Origin of the sequence: Paraburkholderia rhynchosiae, from assembly GCF_002879865.1 — a bacterium.
Classification (GTDB): Bacteria; Pseudomonadota; Gammaproteobacteria; order Burkholderiales; family Burkholderiaceae; genus Paraburkholderia; species Paraburkholderia rhynchosiae.
In genome coordinates this window covers 375984-394470 of the sequence record NZ_PNXY01000003.1, presented here as the reverse complement: position 1 = coordinate 394470, position 18487 = coordinate 375984, and the positions used below count along the sequence as shown (strand labels likewise).

At 64.2% G+C, this 18487-nt stretch carries 11 protein-coding genes and 1 pseudogene; 6 read left to right on the top strand and 6 right to left on the bottom strand.

Annotated features, from left to right (window positions below):
• Nucleotides 1–43 precede the first annotated feature (43 nt).
• Together C0Z16_RS38085 and C0Z16_RS06475 are read right to left on the bottom strand one after the other, a co-directional pair.
• Nucleotides 44–202, bottom strand: coding sequence for a hypothetical protein (locus C0Z16_RS38085; RefSeq protein WP_167403489.1), 159 nt, complete (start codon nucleotides 200–202; stop codon nucleotides 44–46).
• Between the two features lie 326 nt (nucleotides 203–528).
• Nucleotides 529–1467, bottom strand: coding sequence for a LysR family transcriptional regulator (locus C0Z16_RS06475; protein WP_102631328.1), 939 nt, complete (start codon nucleotides 1465–1467; stop codon nucleotides 529–531).
• 154 nt (nucleotides 1468–1621) lie between these two features.
• Between C0Z16_RS06475 and C0Z16_RS06470 the strand changes: the two genes are divergently transcribed.
• From C0Z16_RS06470 to C0Z16_RS06455, 4 genes are read left to right on the top strand one after another with little or no spacing between them, the layout of a single operon-like run.
• Nucleotides 1622–3187, top strand: coding sequence for an efflux transporter outer membrane subunit (locus C0Z16_RS06470; protein ID WP_102631367.1), 1566 nt, complete (start codon nucleotides 1622–1624; stop codon nucleotides 3185–3187).
• Nucleotides 3188–3198: 11 nt separating this feature from the next.
• The gene (locus tag C0Z16_RS06465) at nucleotides 3199–5418 is read left to right on the top strand and encodes an FUSC family protein (RefSeq protein WP_102631327.1); all 2220 of its coding nucleotides are present in this window, start codon (nucleotides 3199–3201) and stop codon (nucleotides 5416–5418) included.
• Nucleotides 5408–5608 carry a DUF1656 domain-containing protein gene (locus C0Z16_RS06460; protein ID WP_102631326.1) on the top strand — a complete coding sequence of 67 codons (201 nt, stop codon included), beginning with the start codon at nucleotides 5408–5410 and terminating at the stop codon, nucleotides 5606–5608. The genes C0Z16_RS06465 and C0Z16_RS06460 overlap by 11 nt, the downstream gene beginning before the upstream one ends.
• Nucleotides 5609–5621: 13 nt before the next feature.
• A complete protein-coding gene (locus tag C0Z16_RS06455; protein WP_102631325.1) occupies nucleotides 5622–6482 on the top strand; it encodes an efflux RND transporter periplasmic adaptor subunit in 861 nt (286 codons plus the stop codon).
• A 69-nt stretch (nucleotides 6483–6551) separates the two neighbouring features.
• Here the strand turns inward: C0Z16_RS06455 and C0Z16_RS06450 are convergent, their stop codons facing one another.
• On the bottom strand, nucleotides 6552–8237 hold the full coding sequence (locus tag C0Z16_RS06450) for a methyl-accepting chemotaxis protein (protein WP_102631324.1): 1686 nt from the start codon (nucleotides 8235–8237) through the stop codon (nucleotides 6552–6554).
• 535 nt (nucleotides 8238–8772) lie between these two features.
• Between C0Z16_RS06450 and C0Z16_RS06445 the strand changes: the two genes are divergently transcribed.
• Both C0Z16_RS06445 and C0Z16_RS06435 read left to right on the top strand, forming a co-directional pair.
• The gene (locus tag C0Z16_RS06445) at nucleotides 8773–10050 is read left to right on the top strand and encodes an MFS transporter (RefSeq protein ID WP_102631323.1); all 1278 of its coding nucleotides are present in this window, start codon (nucleotides 8773–8775) and stop codon (nucleotides 10048–10050) included.
• A 540-nt stretch (nucleotides 10051–10590) separates the two neighbouring features.
• The gene (locus tag C0Z16_RS06435) at nucleotides 10591–12495 is read left to right on the top strand and encodes a propionate--CoA ligase (protein WP_102631321.1); all 1905 of its coding nucleotides are present in this window, start codon (nucleotides 10591–10593) and stop codon (nucleotides 12493–12495) included.
• A gap of 135 nt (nucleotides 12496–12630) precedes the next feature.
• On the opposite strand, the gene C0Z16_RS06430 is transcribed toward C0Z16_RS06435, so the two are convergent.
• The 3 genes and pseudogenes from C0Z16_RS06430 to C0Z16_RS06415 all read right to left on the bottom strand — a co-directional run bounded on the left by C0Z16_RS06430 (nucleotide 12631) and on the right by C0Z16_RS06415 (nucleotide 18194).
• Entirely contained in the window at nucleotides 12631–13548 is a 918-nt protein-coding gene (locus C0Z16_RS06430; protein WP_244201188.1) for a 5'-methylthioadenosine/adenosylhomocysteine nucleosidase, read from the bottom strand.
• Nucleotides 13545–15908: a UvrD-helicase domain-containing protein gene (locus tag C0Z16_RS06425; RefSeq protein WP_102631320.1), complete on the bottom strand. Its 2364-nt coding sequence runs from the start codon at nucleotides 15906–15908 to the stop codon at nucleotides 13545–13547. Before C0Z16_RS06425 ends, C0Z16_RS06430 begins: the two co-directional genes overlap by 4 nt.
• Nucleotides 15909–16440: 532 nt before the next feature.
• A pseudogene (locus C0Z16_RS06415) lies at nucleotides 16441–18194 on the bottom strand (ShlB/FhaC/HecB family hemolysin secretion/activation protein).
• Between the last annotated feature and the right edge of the window lie 293 nt (nucleotides 18195–18487).

Genomic DNA, 18487 nt, shown 5'->3' with positions numbered 1-18487 from the left:
CGGCTACAGGTGCGCGCCAGGCGGCAAGCCCAAACGACTCCGATTACCGGCCGCCCCGCTGCTTGCCGTCTTCAGGCCGCTCGACCTTGATCGGCGCAAGTTGCGGCTGCTGTTCGCGCAGGCGGCGCAACAGGTCGCGGGATGCGGCAATGCCGATCAGTCCAAACATGACGGCCACGCCGATCATCAGATGCGTATCCATGAAATCCTCGTCCTTCAGTGATTGCGATTGCCGAAGCGGCCAGATGAACGCGCCAAGCTTGAGCGGCAGCGCGTCAACGACACCGTAGCAAATCAATTCCGGCGCGGAAGTAAGGAAATGTTGCGACGCGGCGCCGATGTAACAGGCCGTTATTGGACCGCTGCTAGCGCTGCCGCATGGGTCCGCTGTAGGGCGGCCGCAAGAGCTCGCTCCAAGGCTACTGCAACGCGAAGGCCGCAGGAGGCCCACCAGCAAGCCGCCCAACCACCGCCCCGCGAGCAACGTCATTCAACGACAACCCACGTCGACGAACGCCAGACAGCCCCTCACGTCCGCGCGAACTGCCGCAGTTCCTCCTGATCGACCGCGAGCGTCGACGGAAGCTCCTCACGCAGATGCTCGATCCACGTGCGGATCTTGGCATCCAGATACTGGCGCGACGGATACAACGCATACAAATTCATTTCCTGCGATGTGTACGCCGGCAGCAGCCATACCAGTTCGCCGCTACGCAAGCCGCTGATCGCCGAGTAGATCGGAATCAGCCCGACGCCCATGCCGCTCGTCACCGCAACGGCCATCGCCTCGGCGACATTCACCTGAAACGTGGCGGTGCCGAGCGTGATGGTTTCCTCGCCGTTCGGGCCGTCGAAGGCCCATTTGTCCGGCGGAAACACTGGCGTGACCATCTGCAGACAGATGTGGTGCGCGAGGTCCGCGGGCGTTTGCGGCACCCCGTGCTTCTCCAGATAGGCCGGCGACGCGCATGCAATGCTGAACGCGCTGCCCAGACGCTGCGATACCAGCCCGGAATCCGGCAGGCTGGTGGCGAGCGTCAGCGACACATCGAAACCTTCGTCGAGAAGGTCGGGCATGCGTTGCGCGAGCGTCAGTTCGACATGCACTTCCGGATAGCGCTCCTGATAGCGCCCCACGGCCGGCACGACGTAATGCTGGCCGAAGCTCGTCATTGCATGGACTTTCAGTTTGCCGGACGGGCGTGCGTGAGCGTCGCTCGCCTCGGCCTCCGCCTGATCGACATACGCGAGGATTTGCTCGCAGCGTTGCAGATAGCGCTCGCCGGCCTCGGTCAGCGCGATGCGGCGCGTCGTGCGGTTCAACAGGCGCGTGCGCAGATGCGTTTCCAGATCCGATACCGCGCGCGACGCGTACGCGGTCGTCGTGTTGAGGTGCTGCGCGGCACCCGTAAAGCTGCCCGCTTCGACGACGCGGACAAATACGCGCATGTTTTGAAGCGTATCCATACCTTTCCTTGATGATCGTGGCGATTGTTACACGGTTCGCAAAGGCGATTATCTCAGTCTGCGTAAAAATGCCTTGCATCCTTACCGGTTATTCCCCAATCAATCGAAAAATATAATTGGCCACTAGCTTCTATAGCCAATTTTGGAGGAAATCGTGCCGTCTCCGGTAGCGAAAGGGATCTCTGCAGCAGCCGTCCTTACGATCCTATTAACAATTGCCGGCTGTGCAAGTACCGGAGGCATCGCACCGCAAGCGAGCAGCACCGAGCCCGCGTCGCTCGACGCCGGCAATGCCATTCGCGCGGCCAACGCGGACGCTCAGTGGCCCGCCGCGGACTGGTGGCGCGCCTTTAACGATCCGCAGCTCAACGCGTGGATCGAGGCTGCCCAGGCGAACAATCCAGGTCTCGCAGCCGCTCAGGCGCGCGTGCGCGAAGCCATGTCGATTGCGGGCGTCGCGCGGTCGGCGTTGTCGCCGCAAGTGAATGGTCATCTGTCGATCCAGCGCCAGAAATGGGCGGACAACCCGTACTACGGTCCGGGCGAGTTCGCGGGCCAGCAGTCGTGGAACAACACCGGCACCCTCGCGCTGTCATATCACCTTGATCTGTGGGGCAAGGACCGCAACGCCGGCGAGCGCGCGCTCGACGCCGCGCACGCCAGCGCGGCCGACGCCCGGGCTGCCCAGCTCGAATTGCAAGCCAACGTGGTGCGCACTTACATTGAGATGTCGCTGAACTACGCGCTGCTCGACATCGCCCGCGCCACTTTGCAGCAACAGCAGCAAATCGCCGACCTGGCCAACCGGCGTCTGAAAGGGGGCATCGGCACGCAACTCGAAGTGAGTCAGGCCGAAACGCCGCTGCCTGAATACGAACGGCAGATCGACGCGATCGACGAAAAGATCGCGCTCGGTCGCAACCAGTTGGCGGCTCTGGCCGGCAAGGGGCCAGGCGCGGGCGACTCGATCCAGCGGCCTGTGCTGTCGCTTGCCGCGCCTGCCGGCTTGCCGAGCGTGCTGCCCGCGGATCTGATCGGCCATCGGCCGGACGTGGTCGCCGCGCGCTGGACGGTGGCGGCAGAGGCGCGCGGCATCGACGTCGCGAAGGCAGGGTTTTATCCGGATATCGACCTGCTGGCGTCGATCGGCGGCTACGCGGCCATGGGGCCGCTGTTCCAGTTCCTGAAAAACCCGTCGCATAGCTGGAGCGCGGGGCCGGCGCTGTCGCTGCCGATTCTCGACGGCGGCCGGTTGCGCTCGCAACTGGGCGCGGCGTCGGCCGGTTACGACGAGGCAGTGGAGCGCTATAACCAGTCGATCGTCGGCGCGCTGAAGGACATTTCCGATCAGGTGATCCGCATCCGCTCGCTCGCGACGCAAGCGAAAGACGCCGACCGCTCGGTTGCCGCCGCGCGCAAGAATTACGACCTTTCGCGCGAAGGTTATCGGCGCGGTCTGACGGATTACCTGAACGTGCTGATCGCGCAGAACCAGTTGCTGCGCGCGCAGGAAGGTGTCGCGAAGATCCAGGCCGAGCGGCTCGGCGCGCATGCGTCGCTGGTGACGGCGTTGGGCGGCGGGCTGGACGAGCCGGCCAATGGTCCGCAGGTGGGCGAGACGCTGCCGGGGCATGGCAAGGGCAAGCGAGAAGGCAGCCCTGCCGCCACGGCCTCAAAACACGCGAGCGCCGCTGGCATCGGCGCGGCCGCGGCCAAGTGAGAAAGCCGACCATGTCAGCCTCCTCCTCTTCCGCCCCGCGCCCCGTATCGCTCGCCGCCTGGTACTCAGCCGCCGCCGACTGGGCTCGCACCGACGGCCTCACGTGGATCTATCTGTTCAAGGCGCTCGTCGCCTGCTTTCTCGCACTCGGCATTGCGATGAAGCTCGACCTGCCCCAGCCGCGCACCGCGATGACCACCGTTTTCATCGTGATGCAGCCGCAAAGCGGCATGGTGTTCGCGAAGAGCTTCTATCGGATCTGCGGCACGCTCGTCGGTCTCGTCGTGATGCTCGCGTTGATCGGCCTCTTCGCGCAGCAACCGGAACTGTTCATCGTCACGACGGCGATCTGGGTCGGCATCTGCACGGCTGGCGCCGCCCGCAACCGCAACTTCCGGTCGTATGGGTTTGTGCTCGCCGGCTACACGGCCGCGTTGATCGGCATCCCCGCCTCCCAGCATCCGGACGGCGCGTTTCTGAGCGCGCTCACGCGCGTCGCCGAAGTCGTGCTCGGCATCGTCTGCGCGGGCGCGGTGAGCGGCCTCGTGTTCCCGCAGTTCGCCGGCTTGCAGATGCGCGGCACCGTGCGGGCGCGTTTCTCGGCGTTCGTCGAATACGTGTCCGCGTCGCTGGCTGGTCGCAACGACCGCGCGCAGATCGAGGCGACCAATGCGCGCTTCGTCGCGGACATCGTCGGATTCGAGGCGGCGCGCAGCGTCGCCGTGTTCGAAGGCCCGGATTCGCGGATGCGCGGCGGCCGTCTCGCACGGCTGAATAGCGAGTTCATGACCGCGTCGACACGCTTTCACGCGCTGCATCAGTTGATGAACCGTCTGCGCAGCGCCGGCACGCACGGCGCTGCCATCGCCATCGACGCGCTCGAGCCGTACTTCAAGGAAATCGCGCCGTTGCTCGCCAAGTCCGGCGAGCCCGTGCTGAGCGCAGCCGATGCCGCCCACGCTGCCGCGCAACTCGAGGCCTACAAGGCCGAACTGCCGCACCGCGTACGGGCGACGCGCGCCGCGCTCGAAGTGCATCCCGATGCACCGCTGCTCGACTTCGACACGGGCGCCGAGTTGCTGTACCGCTTCATCGACGATCTCCATGCTTACGCGGCCACGTACGCGTCGCTTGCCGTCGACACGCATGAGCGCGAGCGCTGGGTAGAGCGTTACGAGCCAAAAACGAATGCGATCGCGGCGGGCGTCGCCGGCCTGCGCGCGGCGCTCGTGATCATGGTGCTCGGCGCGTTCTGGATCGCGACCGCGTGGCCGAGCGGTTCCACGTTGACGCTAAATGCAGCGGCGGTGTGCGCGCTGGCGTCGTCGTCGCCGGACCCGAAACGCACCGTGTTCCAGATGGCCGCCGGCACGCTCGCGGCCTCGGTGATGGGCATGCTCGCGGTGTACGGCGTGTTCCCGCGCATCGACGGATTTCCGCTGTTATGCGCGGCGCTCGCGCCATTCCTGCTGCTCGGCGTCTTCATGACGACGCGGCCCGCGCTCGCCGGCTACGGCATCGGCTACTGCATCTTCCTCTGCTTTCTCGCCGGCCCGGACAACGTGATCCATTACGACCCGAGCGGCTTTATCAACGACGCGCTGGCGCTCGTGCTGTCGATGCTGGTGTCGTCGGTGGCGTTCGCCGTGTTGCTGCCGCCGTCGACGCCGTGGCTGCGCAACCGCCTGCTCGTCGACCTGCGCCGCCAGATCGTGGTAGCGAGCCGCGCGCGCATGAGCCGCGTGCGTTCGCGCTTCGAGAGCGGCGCGCGCGACCTGATGTTCCAGATCAACGCGCTCGCGCAGGACGAACCGGCGGCAAGACGCGACACGTTGCGGTGGCTTTTCTCCGTACTCGAAGTGGGCAACGCCGTAATCGATCTGCGTCGTGAGGTGAACACGCTGCCCGCCGACGCGCGTTACGCGAAGACGACGCCGTGGCGCATTTCGCTGCGCGCGATGCACGATGCGCTGACCGCGCTATTCGAGCGCCCGCGCGAAGACCGCTTCGACCGCGCGCTCGCCGCGACCGCCGACGCCATCGGCGCCGTTCAGTTGCTGCTCGGCACGCTCACCACCTTGCCGCCGTCGCGCGACGAGCGGCATCAACTGCAGCGCATCCTGAGTCAATTGCATTTCATTCGTACCGCGTTGCTCGATCCGCAATCGCCGCTCGAACCGTTGATGCGCGCACGGGCCGACGCGTCAGAAGGAGTTCCTCATGCCGCGTGACATTGCCGTTTTCGACGCCTACGTGCCCACCATCGTGCTGCTTTTCATCGCGGGCGCCGCGCTCACCTGGATGCTGGATCGCCTGATCGCGTATACCGGCGTGTATCGCGTGGTGTGGCACCCGTCCCTGTTCCGGGCCAGCCTGCTCGTATGTGTGTGCGGCGTGCTGGGCCTCGCCGTTTATCGTTGATCAGAGTCGAAACATGACCATTCGAAATATTGTCGGCTTCGTCGCGACAGCCATTATTTTTCTCGTCGCGATCCTGCTTGGACGCGTGCTGTGGGTTCATTACATGGACGAACCGTGGACGCGCGACGCACGCGTTCGCGCCGAAATCGTCAATGTCGCGCCGGACGTCTCGGGCGCCGTCGTCGATCTGCCGGTGAAAGACAATCAGCTGGTGAAAAAAGGCGATCTGCTGATGCAGATCGATCCGTCGCACTACGAGATCGCCGTCGAACAGGCGCAGGCCGCGGTGGCCGCGCGCAAGGCCGAATTGCAGATGAAGCGCGACGACGCAAAACGTCGCGCGGATATGGATTCGCTCGTGGTGTCGAAAGAGAGCCGGGAAAATGCGACGCATACAGCGTCAGCCGCGGAAGCTTCGTATCAGCAGGCGCTCGCCGCGCTCGATGCCGCGAAGCTGAATCTCGCGCGCACGCGAGTCGTGTCGCCGGTCGACGGCTACATCACGAATCTGAACGTGTTTCGCGGCGACTATGCGACGGCGGGTGCGGCGAAGCTCGCCATTGTCGACAGTCACTCGTTCTGGGTATACGGCTACTTCGAGGAGACCAAGCTGCCGCACGTGCATATCGGCGACAAGGCCGACATCCGGCTGATGAGCGGCGGCACGCTCGAAGGCCATGTGGAAAGCATCTCGCGAGGCATCTACGATCGCGACAATCCGCAAAGCCGCGAGTTGCTCGCCGACGTGAATCCGACCTTCAACTGGGTGAGACTCGCGCAGCGTGTGCCGGTGCGCGTGAAGATCGATTCGGTGCCTGACGGCGTGGTGCTGGCGGCGGGGATTACTTGTACCGTGGTCGTCAGGCAAAGTTGAGCGGCAGGCGAAGTATGCCGCGTTCGAGTTGAATCGCGGCAGGCAAGAAAGCGCGCCTGCCGCCGCTGCCTACAGCCTGAACTTGCCCACCATCTGCTTCAGGCCGTGCGCCTGATCGTCGAGTGACCGCGCGGCGGCGGTCGCCTGCTCGACCAGTGCCGCGTTCTGCTGCGTGCCCGAATCCATCTGCGCGACGGCGAGGTTGATTTCCTCGATGCCGGCGCTTTGCTCAGAGGAAGCCGCCGAAATCTCACCCATGATGTCGGTCACGCGCTTCACGGCCTTGACGACTTCGTCCATGGTTTGCCCTGCGTCCTGCGCAAGCGTCGACCCATTGCTCACGCGTTCCACCGACGTGCTGATCAGCCCTTTGATCTCCTTCGCCGCACCGGCGCTGCGCTGCGCGAGGTTGCGCACTTCTGCGGCGACCACCGAAAATCCGCGGCCTTCCTCGCCGGCCCGCGCCGCCTCGACCGCCGCGTTCAGCGCCAGGATGTTCGTCTGAAACGCGATCCCCTCGATCACGCCGATGATGTCGCCGATGCTGCGCGCGCTCTCGTTGATCTCGTTCATCGTCGCGACCACGCGGCTCACCACGTCGCCGCCCTTCTCGGCGATCTCCGACGCGTTGTTGGCGAGCGTGCTCGCCTGCTTCGCGTTGTCGGCGTTCTGGCGAACCGTCGACGTCAACTGCTCCATGCTGGTCGCGGTGCGCTCGAGCGCCATCGCCTGTTGCTCGGTGCGCTGCGAGAGGTCGAGGTTGCCCATGGAGATTTCGCTCGAAGCGGTGGCAATCGCGTCTGCGCTCGATGCAATGTCGGAGACCGTGGTCGCGAGACCGCTTTGCATGTCGGAGAGGGCGTAAAGCACGCTCGACTTGTCCTTCCGGCCGAGCGTGATCTGATTCGACAGATCGCCCGCCGCGATCCGGCTCGCGATTTCCTTCGCGTACGCCGGCTCGCCGCCGAGCTGGCGCGCAAGGCGCCGCACCACCCACTCGCTGATGCCGGCTGCGAGCACGATCAGCGCGATGGTCATCACCGCGAGCATCACGAACGACGATTGATAGATGAAGCCGGACGCGTCGATCGTCGCTTTGGCAGCGGTGCCGCGTTCCTTGACGAGTTCATCGACGAGTTTTTCGAGCTTGCCGGTTTCGACCAGCAGCGACACGTCCTGCGTGCCGACCTGCCAGTTCATCTGCGACAGGTCCAGCGGCTGTGCTTTCACGAGCGTCACGAAGTCGCGCAGATGCGCGCTCCACGCCGTAACGGCGGCGGCAAATTTCTTCTGGTGCTCGACGGCTTTCGCGTCGGACTTGTCGACGTACTGCTCGAGCGTGCCGAGTTCGGTGGAAAGGCCGCCCAAGCCTTTGTCGATATCGGCGCCCAGATCGTCGCGCTCTTTGGCGGTAGTCGCCGTCAACAGCATTTTTTGCGCGCGGCTCGCACGCAGCATGTGACCGCGCGCTTCTTCCGCGGCACGGCTTGCGACGTGGCCCTGATCGTAGATGGATTGCGCGGACGCGTTCAGGCGACTGATCTGGGTCAGGGAAAAGACGCCGATTGCGAGAGTGCCGATCAACAGCACGGCGAACGCGAGACGCAACATCGTCTTGACCGACAAACCCTTGAGCCTCACGGCCCGCGAGCGGCCGCCTTTTCCGTCCTTTCCACGCGACGGCGACCTGCCGGCCGCTTCCCCATCAGGAACGAACCCCGCGCCCGTCCGGCTACCCAGCGAAACTGCTTTCATATTCCCCGTCCCCACGTTTATAACTGCCGCAAAGGTCTGTTCCGGCATTGCGTCTTATCTTTCCGGGTCTACGGCATCCACGTCCGCGATCTTTAGCGCGGTTCATGAAATGGCGACCTCTTGTCGTCCGTGGTCCGTCGCCCGGCGCCCGTTCCCCGGTCCTCGGCGCGCCGCTTTGTGAGCCGCGCGTTCCGTTAGCGGGATCTCCGCGCCCGTTTTATACATGGCCAAAAATCCGTCCATCTTATTTATTGGGACGCTTGCGGCGCGCTTGGGGTCGGGTAGGCGCCTGGCCTCGCGGCACCGCAACGGTGCGGCGAACGCCTTGTTGCAGCGCAAGAATGCTGTTCAACCCGACGCACCCGTGTCCGGTTCGCGACAAAACTTGTCCTTACAATTCAGTCAAGCCACATTAAACTGCGACAAATAGCTGAACACACGTGATGCCGCGTCGTTATGCCGCAACGACGCAAGCCCGACATCGCGACGTGCCGTCAGCCAGGAATTGCCCCTTCCTTTTCCTTTCTCCAAGCGTATGGAAACCAGCCTCGATAAACGCGCACTTGCCAGCGCGTCAGCCGCAACCGGCACCACCGCCACTGGCACCGCTGCGGGCTCGACCGCGCAGCCGGCGGCGACAGCGCAACGCACGGTCTATTCCGTGCTCGGCGCGATCAGTTTTTCGCACCTGCTCAACGACATGATCCAGTCGTTGATTCTCGCGATCTACCCGATGCTGAAAGACAACTTCTCGTTGTCGTTCGGACAGATCGGCCTGATCACGCTGACCTATCAGATCACCGCGTCGCTGCTGCAACCGCTCGTCGGCATCTATACCGACAAGCACCCGAAACCGTACTCACTGCCCGTCGGCATGGGCTTCACGCTGAGCGGTCTTCTGCTGATGTCGATGGCGCCCAATTTCGGCGTGCTGCTGGTCGCTGCGGCGCTGGTCGGCTGCGGATCGTCGGTGTTTCACCCTGAGTCGTCGCGGGTCGCGCGCATGGCGTCGGGCGGCCGTCACGGACTCGCGCAGTCGCTGTTCCAGGTGGGCGGCAATGCTGGTTCGTCGCTCGGGCCGCTGCTTGCCGCGCTGATCGTGATTCCGCACGGCCAGCGCAGCATCGCGTGGTTCTCGGTGGCGGCGCTCGTCGCGATTGTCGTGCTGACGCAGATCGGCCGCTGGTACAAGCAGCATCCGTCGGTGAAGAAGGTGCGCAGCCAGACCGGTCATGCGACGCTGTCGCGCAACAAGGTGATGTTTGCGATGGGCGTGCTGATCCTGCTGGTGTTCTCGAAGTACTTCTACCTGGCGAGCATCAACAGCTATTTCACGTTCTATCTGATCGACAGGTTCCATCTGCCGGTGCAGGCCGCGCAGATTCACCTGTTCGTGTTCCTCGCGGCGGTGGCCGCGGGCACGATGATCGGCGGTCCGATCGGCGACAGGATCGGCCGCAAGTATGTGATCTGGGTGTCGATTCTCGGCGTCACGCCGTTCACACTGCTCCTGCCCTACGCGAATCTGTTCTGGACCGGTGTGCTGACGGTGATCATCGGCGCGGTGCTGGCCTCGGCGTTCTCGGCGATTCTCGTCTATGCGCAGGAGCTGATTCCCGGCAAGGTGGGCATGGTCGCGGGGCTTTTCTTCGGCTTCGCGTTCGGCATGGGCGGCATCGGCGCGGCGGTGCTCGGCGAACTGGCCGATGCCACCAGCATCGCGTACGTGTACAAGGTCTGCTCGTTCCTGCCGTTGATCGGCGTCCTGACGGTGTTTTTGCCAGATGTGGAAGGCAAGCGCGCGAAGGCGTGAGCGTTTCCGGTTCGGCGGATGAGAAAAGGCGCTGCGGCGCCTTCTTCTCTTTGAGTGACGGCGATGAGCAAGGCGCGTGGTGGGTCGCTTTGGCGAGGCCACGCCGGCTCCGGCGGGCTGGAGCGCTGAGCGCGACTGTGCGTGCTGCGGCTGGTTCGCTCTGAGTGCGCGTGCTTCGCGTGGTCGGATCGACTGCGCGTGCTGCGGCTGATTCTCGCCGATTGTGCGTGCCTCCCGCAACTGGACCGACTGCGCGTCCCGCGGCTGGCCGGCCGACGCGCTGCCCTTGCGCGCCAATGCGTGCGCTGCTTGCTGGTGCGCCATCAGGCGGCACACTGACCCTACGCGCGTCGGGCCCTCCGCCCTCGCAGAAAGCCCACCTATGCCGCGCAGGCCGCTCATGGTGAACCCGCGTTGTCCGGCGAGCGGGGCGTACTCTATGCTTCTTCCACACGCGTCGCTCCTTCACCGCCCTCGTGCGGCCGCAGCGCGCGACGTCGCCACCTGTTTGCTCACCCAGCACCCGAAGGATCGCCGCAGATGACCCGCTACCGCGATTTCCACCGCCGTTCGATCGAGAACCCCGAGGCGTTCTGGCGCGACGAGGCGCGGCGCATACATTGGGATACGCCGTTCGACACGGTGCTCGACCGCTCGAATCCGCCGTTTGCGCGCTGGTTCGTCGGCGGGCGCACGAATTTGTGTCATAACGCGGTGGACCGGCACCTCGTCGACCGTGCGCAGCAGAACGCGCTCATCTATGTGTCGACGGAAACCGGCATCGAGCGGCGCTATACATACGCCGAGCTATATGCGGAAATCAACCGGATGGCCGCGGTGATGCGCTCGCTCGGCGTCAAACGCGGCGACGTGGTGCTGCTCTATCTGCCGATGATCCCCGAGGCGCTGTTCGCGATGCTCGCCTGCGCGCGCCTGGGCGCGATTCACTCGGTCGTGTTCGGCGGATTCGCCGCGCCTAATCTCGCCGCACGCATCGACGACGCGAAGCCGGTGCTGATTGTGACCGCCGACGCCGGCGCGCGCGGCGGCAGGGTGATCGACTACACGCCGCTCGTCGACGAAGCGCTCGCGCGCGCAAGCCATAAGACGCCGCGCGTGCTGCTGATCGACCGCCAGCTCGCGCCGGAGCGGCTCAATGCAAACTACCTGGTCGACTACGAACCGCTGCGCGAACAGTTCTTCGACGCGCACGTGCCCTGCGAATGGCTTGAATCGAACGAGCCTTCGTATGTGCTGTACACGTCAGGGACGACCGGCAAGCCCAAGGGCGTGCAACGCGACGTGGGGGGCTACGCGGTGGCGCTCGCGGCGTCGATGGAATACATCTTCGAGGGCAAGGCCGGCGACACGATGTTCACGGCGTCGGACGTCGGCTGGGTGGTCGGGCACAGCTATATCGTCTACGCGCCGCTGATTGCGGGACTGACCACGGTCATGTACGAAGGCACGCCGATTCGCCCGGACGGCGGTATCTGGTGGCGTCTCGTCGAACAGCACAAGATCAATCTGATGTTCACCGCGCCGACCGCGCTACGCGTGCTGAAAAAACAGGACCCAGCGCTGCTCAAGAACGCCGACCTGTCCAGTCTGCGCACGCTGTTTCTCGCCGGCGAGCCGCTCGACGAACCGACCGCCTCGTGGATCGCCGGCGCGCTCGGCAAACCCGTGATCGACAACTACTGGCAAACCGAAACCGGCTGGCCGATGCTCGCCATTTCGCGCGGCGTCGAAGCACTGCCGACGAAGCTCGGCTCGCCAGGCGTGCCGTCGGCCGGTTTCAATCTGAGCCTGCGTAACGAGCTGACGGGCGAGCCCTGCCCGCCCGGCGAAAAAGGTGTGCTCACGCTGAACTATCCGCTGCCGCCGGGCTGCATGTCGACCGTATGGGGCGACGATCAGCGTTTCGTGAGCACATACTGGTCGAGCGTTCCGAACCAGCAGGTGTATTCGACCTTCGATTGGGGCATTCAGGACGAAGACGGTTATGTGACGATCCTCGGCCGCACCGACGATGTGATCAACGTCGCGGGGCACCGGCTGGGCACGCGCGAAATCGAGGAAGCCTTGTCCAGCCACGCGGCCGTCGCCGAAGTGGCGGTAGTCGGCGTGACGGACGCCGTGAAGGGTCAGGCGGCAATGGCGTTCGTGGTGTTACGCGACGCGCAGGGCTACGCGGATGCCAACGCGCGCGCGAAGCTGGAAAAGGAGCTTGTGGCGACGGTCGACCGCCAGCTCGGCGCGATTGCGCGGCCGGCGCGCGTGGTGATTGTGTCGATGCTGCCTAAGACGCGCTCCGGCAAGTTGCTGCGCCGGGCCATCGCCGCACTCGCGGAAGGACGCGAGCCGGGCGAGCTGCCGACCATCGAAGATCCGGCGGCATTGCAGCAGGTGCGCGAGGGGTTGAGCGGATTGGGGAACGGTTGAGGCTTGGGCTTGGCTTGGGCGGTTTGCCAGTCACCGTTTGTGGGTCGGCTTCGGCTTCGGCTTCGGCTTCGGCGATGTGCCCTCTGCCCCCTGCCCTCTGCCGCCCCAGCCCACTAGCCAACACCTCGCTTCAACTCAACCCGCGCTGCGCGCTTGCAGAAAGCGCGTGAGAATCGCGTTCGAATAAACGCCCGCGATCTCGGTGAGAAACGAGACAAACGACGCCGGCGCGTGGTCGTCGGCGGTATCGGAGATAGTGCGCACGACCGCGCACGGCACGCCGTATTCGTGACAGACCTGCGCGATCGCCGCGCCTTCCATCTCGACGGCGAGCGCGTCCGGCAATGCCTCGCGCAAGGCGTTGACGCCCGCGGCACTCGCCACGAACTGATCGCCGCTGATGATCAACCCGCGATGCACGCGCGGCTCCCGCGTGCCGAAACGTACCGCCGACGCCGCGCCCTCGTCCGCGATGAAACGCTCGCAGGCCGCGGCGAGTTGCGCGGCCAACGTGGTATCCGCCGCGAAACGCGACACGCCTAGCAATGGCACTTCGAAGCGCGGAAAGAGCGGCGACGCGTCGAGATCGTGCTGCAACAGCGCATTGGCGACGACGATGTCGCCAACTCGCACCTCGGCGCCCACACCGCCCGCGACGCCGGTGAACACGACGCCTTCGACATTGAATGCGTGAATCAGCGCACTGACCGTTGCCGCCGCCGCGACTTTGCCGACGCGCGCAAGCGTCACGACGCACGGCGCGCCGTGGACCGTGCCCAGGTGATAGTCGCGCTGGCCGTGCGTGATGGTGCGCACGCCGGATTCGGCGCGCATCGCCTCGATCAGGTCACCGAGTTCTTGCGGCAAGGCTGCAAGGATGCCGAGCGGTCTGTGCGACACATGTGTGCCGCAGTTCGGATCGCTCTCTGGTTGCCCGAAGCGCGCAGCACCCTGCCCAGCCGCTTCCGTGCCCGCCGCTGTTGCGCCGAGCGCATTCGCGCCGGCCGCTGCTATCTGCGCCGCGCTTGCCGTCGTGCGGGACACAGCGCTCATTCGACCGCCTGCAGTTTCGCGACCGCGAGCGCCAGCCACTTCTCACCATGGCGCTTGAACTTGACTTGCGCCTTCGCGTCGGTGCCGCCGCCTTCCAACGCGGTGATCGTGCCTTCGCCGAACTTCGTATGGAATACCTGCTGACCGACGCGAAAGCCCGTCTCCGCCGCGCGCTGCTCGTTGGCGAAAGCCGGCAACGGCGCGGCCGTCGTCGATGCCCCGCCCCCGTAACCCTGCTGACGGTCCGGCCGCGCGAACCAGTCGCGCCCGTAGCCCGCGTTGTCCGAGCGGCCGCCCCAGCGCGCGCCCGCCTCGACCTTCGGCGTGAGCCACTTGAGCGTTTCCTGCGGCAATTCGTCGAAGAAACGTGAGCGGATGTTGTAGCGCGTCTGGCCGTGCAGCATCCGGCTTTGCGCAAACGACAGGTACAAGCGCTCCTTCGCCCGCGTAATCGCCACGTACATCAAACGACGCTCTTCTTCGAGACCGTCCGATTCCATCGCGCTGTTCTCGTGCGGGAACAGGCCCTCTTCGAGACCTGTGATGAACACCGCGGTGAATTCCAGGCCCTTGGCTGCGTGCACCGTCATCAGTTGCACGGCTTCCTGGCCGGCTTGCGCCTGGTTGTCGCCCGCTTCGAGCGACGCGTGCGACAGGAAACCGGCGAGCGGCGTCATCGTGTCCGGGTTTTGCGCGGGATCGGCGATGCCGGGCGCGTCGAGTACGACCGTGTTCGGGTCGTCGGTCGCGACTGCGAGTTCGGGCGCGGCGGTCGCGCCTGGATGCAGTGGAATGGAGCGCGCCGGCGTGTCCATTCCATAGCCCTCTTCGCTGACGAACGCAGCCGCCGCGTTGACCAGTTCCTGCAAATTCTCCAGCCGGTCCTGGCCTTCGCGCTCGTTCTGATAAAAATCTGCGAGACCGCTAGTGCGAACCACGTATTCGACGGTTTCCGGCAAGCTCATCTGCTGCGTTTCCGCGCGCATCTTGCCGATCAGGTTTGCGAAGCTCGCGAGGCTGGAGCCCGCCTTGCCGGCAACATACGGAATCGCCGCGGCCATCGAGCAGTTGTACAGGCGCGCGGCATCCGCGAGTTGTTCGATCGAGCGTGCGCCGATGCCGCGCGTGGGGAAGTTGACGACGCGCGCGAACGCGGTGTCGTCGTTCGGATTGTCGATCAGGCGCAGATACGCGAGCGCGTGCTTGACTTCCTGGCGCTCGAAAAAGCGCAAGCCGCCGTACACCCGATACGCAATGCCAGCATTGACCAACGTATGCTCGATGGTGCGCGACTGCGCGTTGCTGCGATAGAGAATCGCGATTTCGCTGCGCGACGTCCCCGTGCTGATCAGCGCCTTGATTTCCTCGACGATCCAGCCGGCTTCCTGCGAATCCGTCGCGGATTCATAGACGCGGACCGGTTCACCGTGACCGGCGTCGGTACGCAGATTCTTGCCCAGACGCCGCGAATTGTTGGCGATCAACTGATTGGCCGCATCGAGAATGTGGCCGTGCGAGCGGTAGTTCTGCTCGAGCTTGATCAGATGCCGGACGTTGAACTCGTGTTCGAAGTCGCGCATGTTGCCGACGTTCGCGCCGCGGAATGCGTAGATCGACTGGTCGTCGTCGCCGACCGCGAAGATCGAATTCGTCTGGCCCGCGAGCAGCTTCAGCCACGCGTATTGCAGCTTGTTCGTGTCCTGAAACTCGTCGACGAGAATGTGTTTGAAGCGCGCCTGATAATGCGCGCGCAGCGGCGGATTGTGCGCGAGCAGTTCATAGCAGCGAAGCAGCAATTCCGGAAAATCGACGACGCCTTCGCGCTGGCATTGGTGGTCGTAGGCTTCGTAAAGCTCGACGAATTTGCGGTTGAAATTGTCGGTGGCGTCGACGTCTTTCGGGCGCAGCCCTTGTTCCTTCGCGTTGTTGATGAAGTACTGGAGATTTTTCGCCGGGTACTTTTCGTCGTCGATGTTGAGGCCCTTCATCAGACGCTTGATCGCGGACAACTGGTCGGCGGTATCGAGAATCTGGAAGGTGGCGGGCAGCCCGGCGTCGCGGTGATGCGCGCGCAGCATGCGGTTACACAGGCCGTGAAACGTGCCGATCCACATGCCGCGCGTGTCGATGGGCAGAAGCGCCGACAGACGCGACATCATTTCGCGCGCGGCCTTGTTGGTGAAGGTCACGGCCAGAATGGTGGCCGGCGACGCGAGGCCGTGCTGGATGAGCCACGCGATGCGTGTGATGAGCACGCGGGTTTTGCCGCTGCCCGCACCGGCGAGAATGAGCGCGGGCTCGTTGGGGAGCGTGACGGCGGCGTGTTGTTCGGCGTTGAGATTGGCTAGCAGGTCGGGCATTTTTTCGGAGGGACGGCGGGGTGTTCGTCATTATATGCCCCGGCGGGGGCTTGCTTTTTTTGCCCGGTCGGCTGGGTGGTTTTTGTTGGTTTGGGTTGGGATTTGTTGGCGTTTCATTGATTTCGCGGTCGTCTATTGGCGTTGCCCCTGTGCGGGGCAATGCTCTTAACTTAAGCCCCACTGCATCAGGCGAGTTTGTACGCGAGATGGAAGTGGGGCTTGGCTTTTCTGGGTGCCCTTGGATAGGAGCGTGAGGGCTGTATCCGGCATCGGGTCTCGGGATCATTTCCAGCACACCGGCCGGGCCGTCCAGACAGCGCGGGATGCGCAGAAGGCACGCGCCGAGGACGGGCTTCAGTGCGCCCAGTGCGTACACCCGGTTATGACGGCTTACATGTCTGCGGTCGTGCGTCGCGTCGAGATCGCTGAGTAATGTGAACAGATTGTCAGCGAGGATTTTTGCACCGAAGACATATGGCGACACGGCAAGGTCGCGCACAGGTCATCCCCGGGTAGACGCTCGCACTGACATTCAGAACTGCGCCGTCATCTGGAATCCGACCGTCGCGCGTGCGGTCGGAAAACCTGAAGGCTTGTAGAGCGGTGTTCCGGCAAACAGGTCGTAGGAGAGCCCCGCGTATTTCGAGGGCACGCCGCCGCGAATGCCGATTGCCGCGCCCACGAGTTGCGTCCCCGCGAGAAACGCTGTGTTCGGACCGAATACGCGCCCGTAGTCGATGCCTGCGTAGAGCGTCTGCCCTGTCGGTCCGATGGGCATCCTGCAATTCGTTGCGCCAGGTAGAAGCCCTTTTCGGCGGCGAGCATCGTTTCGCCATCGAAGCCACGCACCGTATAGCGGCTGCCGATGGTCAGGTCGTCCAGATAGAACAGCGTGTTGTTCGTGAACTGGCCGTGGACGGTCGTCACATAGCGCAGCGGCTGTGTCGCTATGGCGAACGGGACCAACAGATTCGCATCCAGGACGGCCATGTGGAAGCGGTAGGTCGAACCGGTCGCGTAGGGGTCTGGCGTCGCGCCCAGGCCGCCGATGCCCTGACGGTACGCAAGCGTGCCGTCGAACTGCGCGGCGCCGAAGTAATGCCGGTCCGTCACGCCTGCCTCGATGAACGTGTTGTTGCGCCTCTGCTGCGGAATGTCCGTGTCGTCAATGAAGCTGTCGCCAAATCGCTTCGCTAGCTGCAACTCGATGCCAAGCACATCACTCTGGCTACGGCTGATAACGCGTTGCAGTTTGAGCGCGGCCGTCTGCGCATTGCCGCTTGAGACAAACGTCTGGTTCACGCCTGCAATCTGCTGATAGTAGGTGTTCGTGTTGCCTGACAGCGTCGCGGTCCAGTATCCCCACGGCAACGAATACGAACCGTTGAAGCCGTGCGAGCCGAGCCGCTTGTCACCGAATTCCAGATCCTGACTTGCGCCGGCCGTGAAGACATCGTTCAGGCCGAGCGGGTTGTCGAGGCCGAGGCTGACGTTGCCCTGTAGCTTGCCGGTGGCGCGCGAGCCTGAGTTGTTCACCGACGCGACGACGCTCCAGGGCTTCGCACGTTTCACTGTGATAACGACATCGCTCTCGCCGGGAATGTCGGTCGGCTCGATCTTGATGTCCACGTCCTGGCTCGCGACGCGTTTCATCTGTTCCAGACCCTGCTCAAGCTCGCGCAGGTTCAGCAGGTCGCCATCGCGGGCGGGGAAGGCGGATTTCCATGTGCCGCGGGTGGCGGGAGCGGCAAAGCGCAGTCGATGCACGACGCCGGGAACGAGTGCGAATGCGAGCGCGCCTTTTGATATGTCCTGCTGTGGGACGAGCACGCGCGTTGTCACGTAGCCATGGCTCAGGATCGCCTGCTGCAATCCTTTCGTGATCGTGTCGAGCCCGCTCTTGCCGACACATTGCCCTTTGTAGTGGTCGAGCCATTCGCGGGCGAAGGCAAACGGGTCCAGTGATAGAGCCGAGGCTCCTCGGCTGCGCACGGCATCCGGCAGCGTCGCGGGCACGTCGAGCACGAACACGTCGATGCGAAAGCACGGCGTCTCCACCGGCAGGTCCGGAAAACCTTCGGTCGTTGGAACGACCGAGCGGACGGAAGGCGCCTGCACGGTTGCTTCGCGTTGCTGCGCGTCGCGCTGCTGCTGGATCTGCTGGTTCTGCTCTGCATTGGCGCGTGCGGCGGCTGCTGCGTCGGCGGGAGTAGGCGCCTGCTGCGCATGGACGAGTGATACCAGGGCTGTGAGCGGCAGAGCCGCCAGCCTCGTTCTGATTTTCATATGAGATGCGAGATAGAGCCGGAGCCCGTCAGGAATCCGACGTACTGATTAGCGTGCGTGCGGGTCGTTAGAGACCCTCAACCTTTCCGTCGTACATAGGCCACGGTTGCGAAAACGCAAAACAAAGTGCCAAGTAGCGCTCCTTGCTTCAACACAGTCCGCAGGTCGTCGCTGCTCAAAGTGAAATTCGCGCCGTAGAACATGTGAACCACGAAGTTTGCGAACGCAACGACTAACGCGATTGCAGCAAACGCAATAAGGAAAATCTTCAGGTAGGCGAGAAGTAGCCGTTT

Coding starts and splice junctions, on each gene's coding strand:
- C0Z16_RS38085 (WP_167403489.1), bottom strand. CDS start 202: ATGGATACGCATCTGATGATCGGCGTGGCCGTCATGTTTGGACTGATC.
- C0Z16_RS06475 (WP_102631328.1), bottom strand. CDS start 1,467: ATGGATACGCTTCAAAACATGCGCGTATTTGTCCGCGTCGTCGAAGCG.
- C0Z16_RS06465 (WP_102631327.1), top strand. CDS start 3,199: ATGTCAGCCTCCTCCTCTTCCGCCCCGCGCCCCGTATCGCTCGCCGCC.
- C0Z16_RS06460 (WP_102631326.1), top strand. CDS start 5,408: ATGCCGCGTGACATTGCCGTTTTCGACGCCTACGTGCCCACCATCGTG.
- C0Z16_RS06455 (WP_102631325.1), top strand. CDS start 5,622: ATGACCATTCGAAATATTGTCGGCTTCGTCGCGACAGCCATTATTTTT.
- C0Z16_RS06450 (WP_102631324.1), bottom strand. CDS start 8,237: ATGAAAGCAGTTTCGCTGGGTAGCCGGACGGGCGCGGGGTTCGTTCCT.
- C0Z16_RS06445 (WP_102631323.1), top strand. CDS start 8,773: ATGGAAACCAGCCTCGATAAACGCGCACTTGCCAGCGCGTCAGCCGCA.
- C0Z16_RS06435 (WP_102631321.1), top strand. CDS start 10,591: ATGACCCGCTACCGCGATTTCCACCGCCGTTCGATCGAGAACCCCGAG.
- C0Z16_RS06430 (WP_244201188.1), bottom strand. CDS start 13,548: ATGAGCGCTGTGTCCCGCACGACGGCAAGCGCGGCGCAGATAGCAGCG.
- C0Z16_RS06425 (WP_102631320.1), bottom strand. CDS start 15,908: ATGCCCGACCTGCTAGCCAATCTCAACGCCGAACAACACGCCGCCGTC.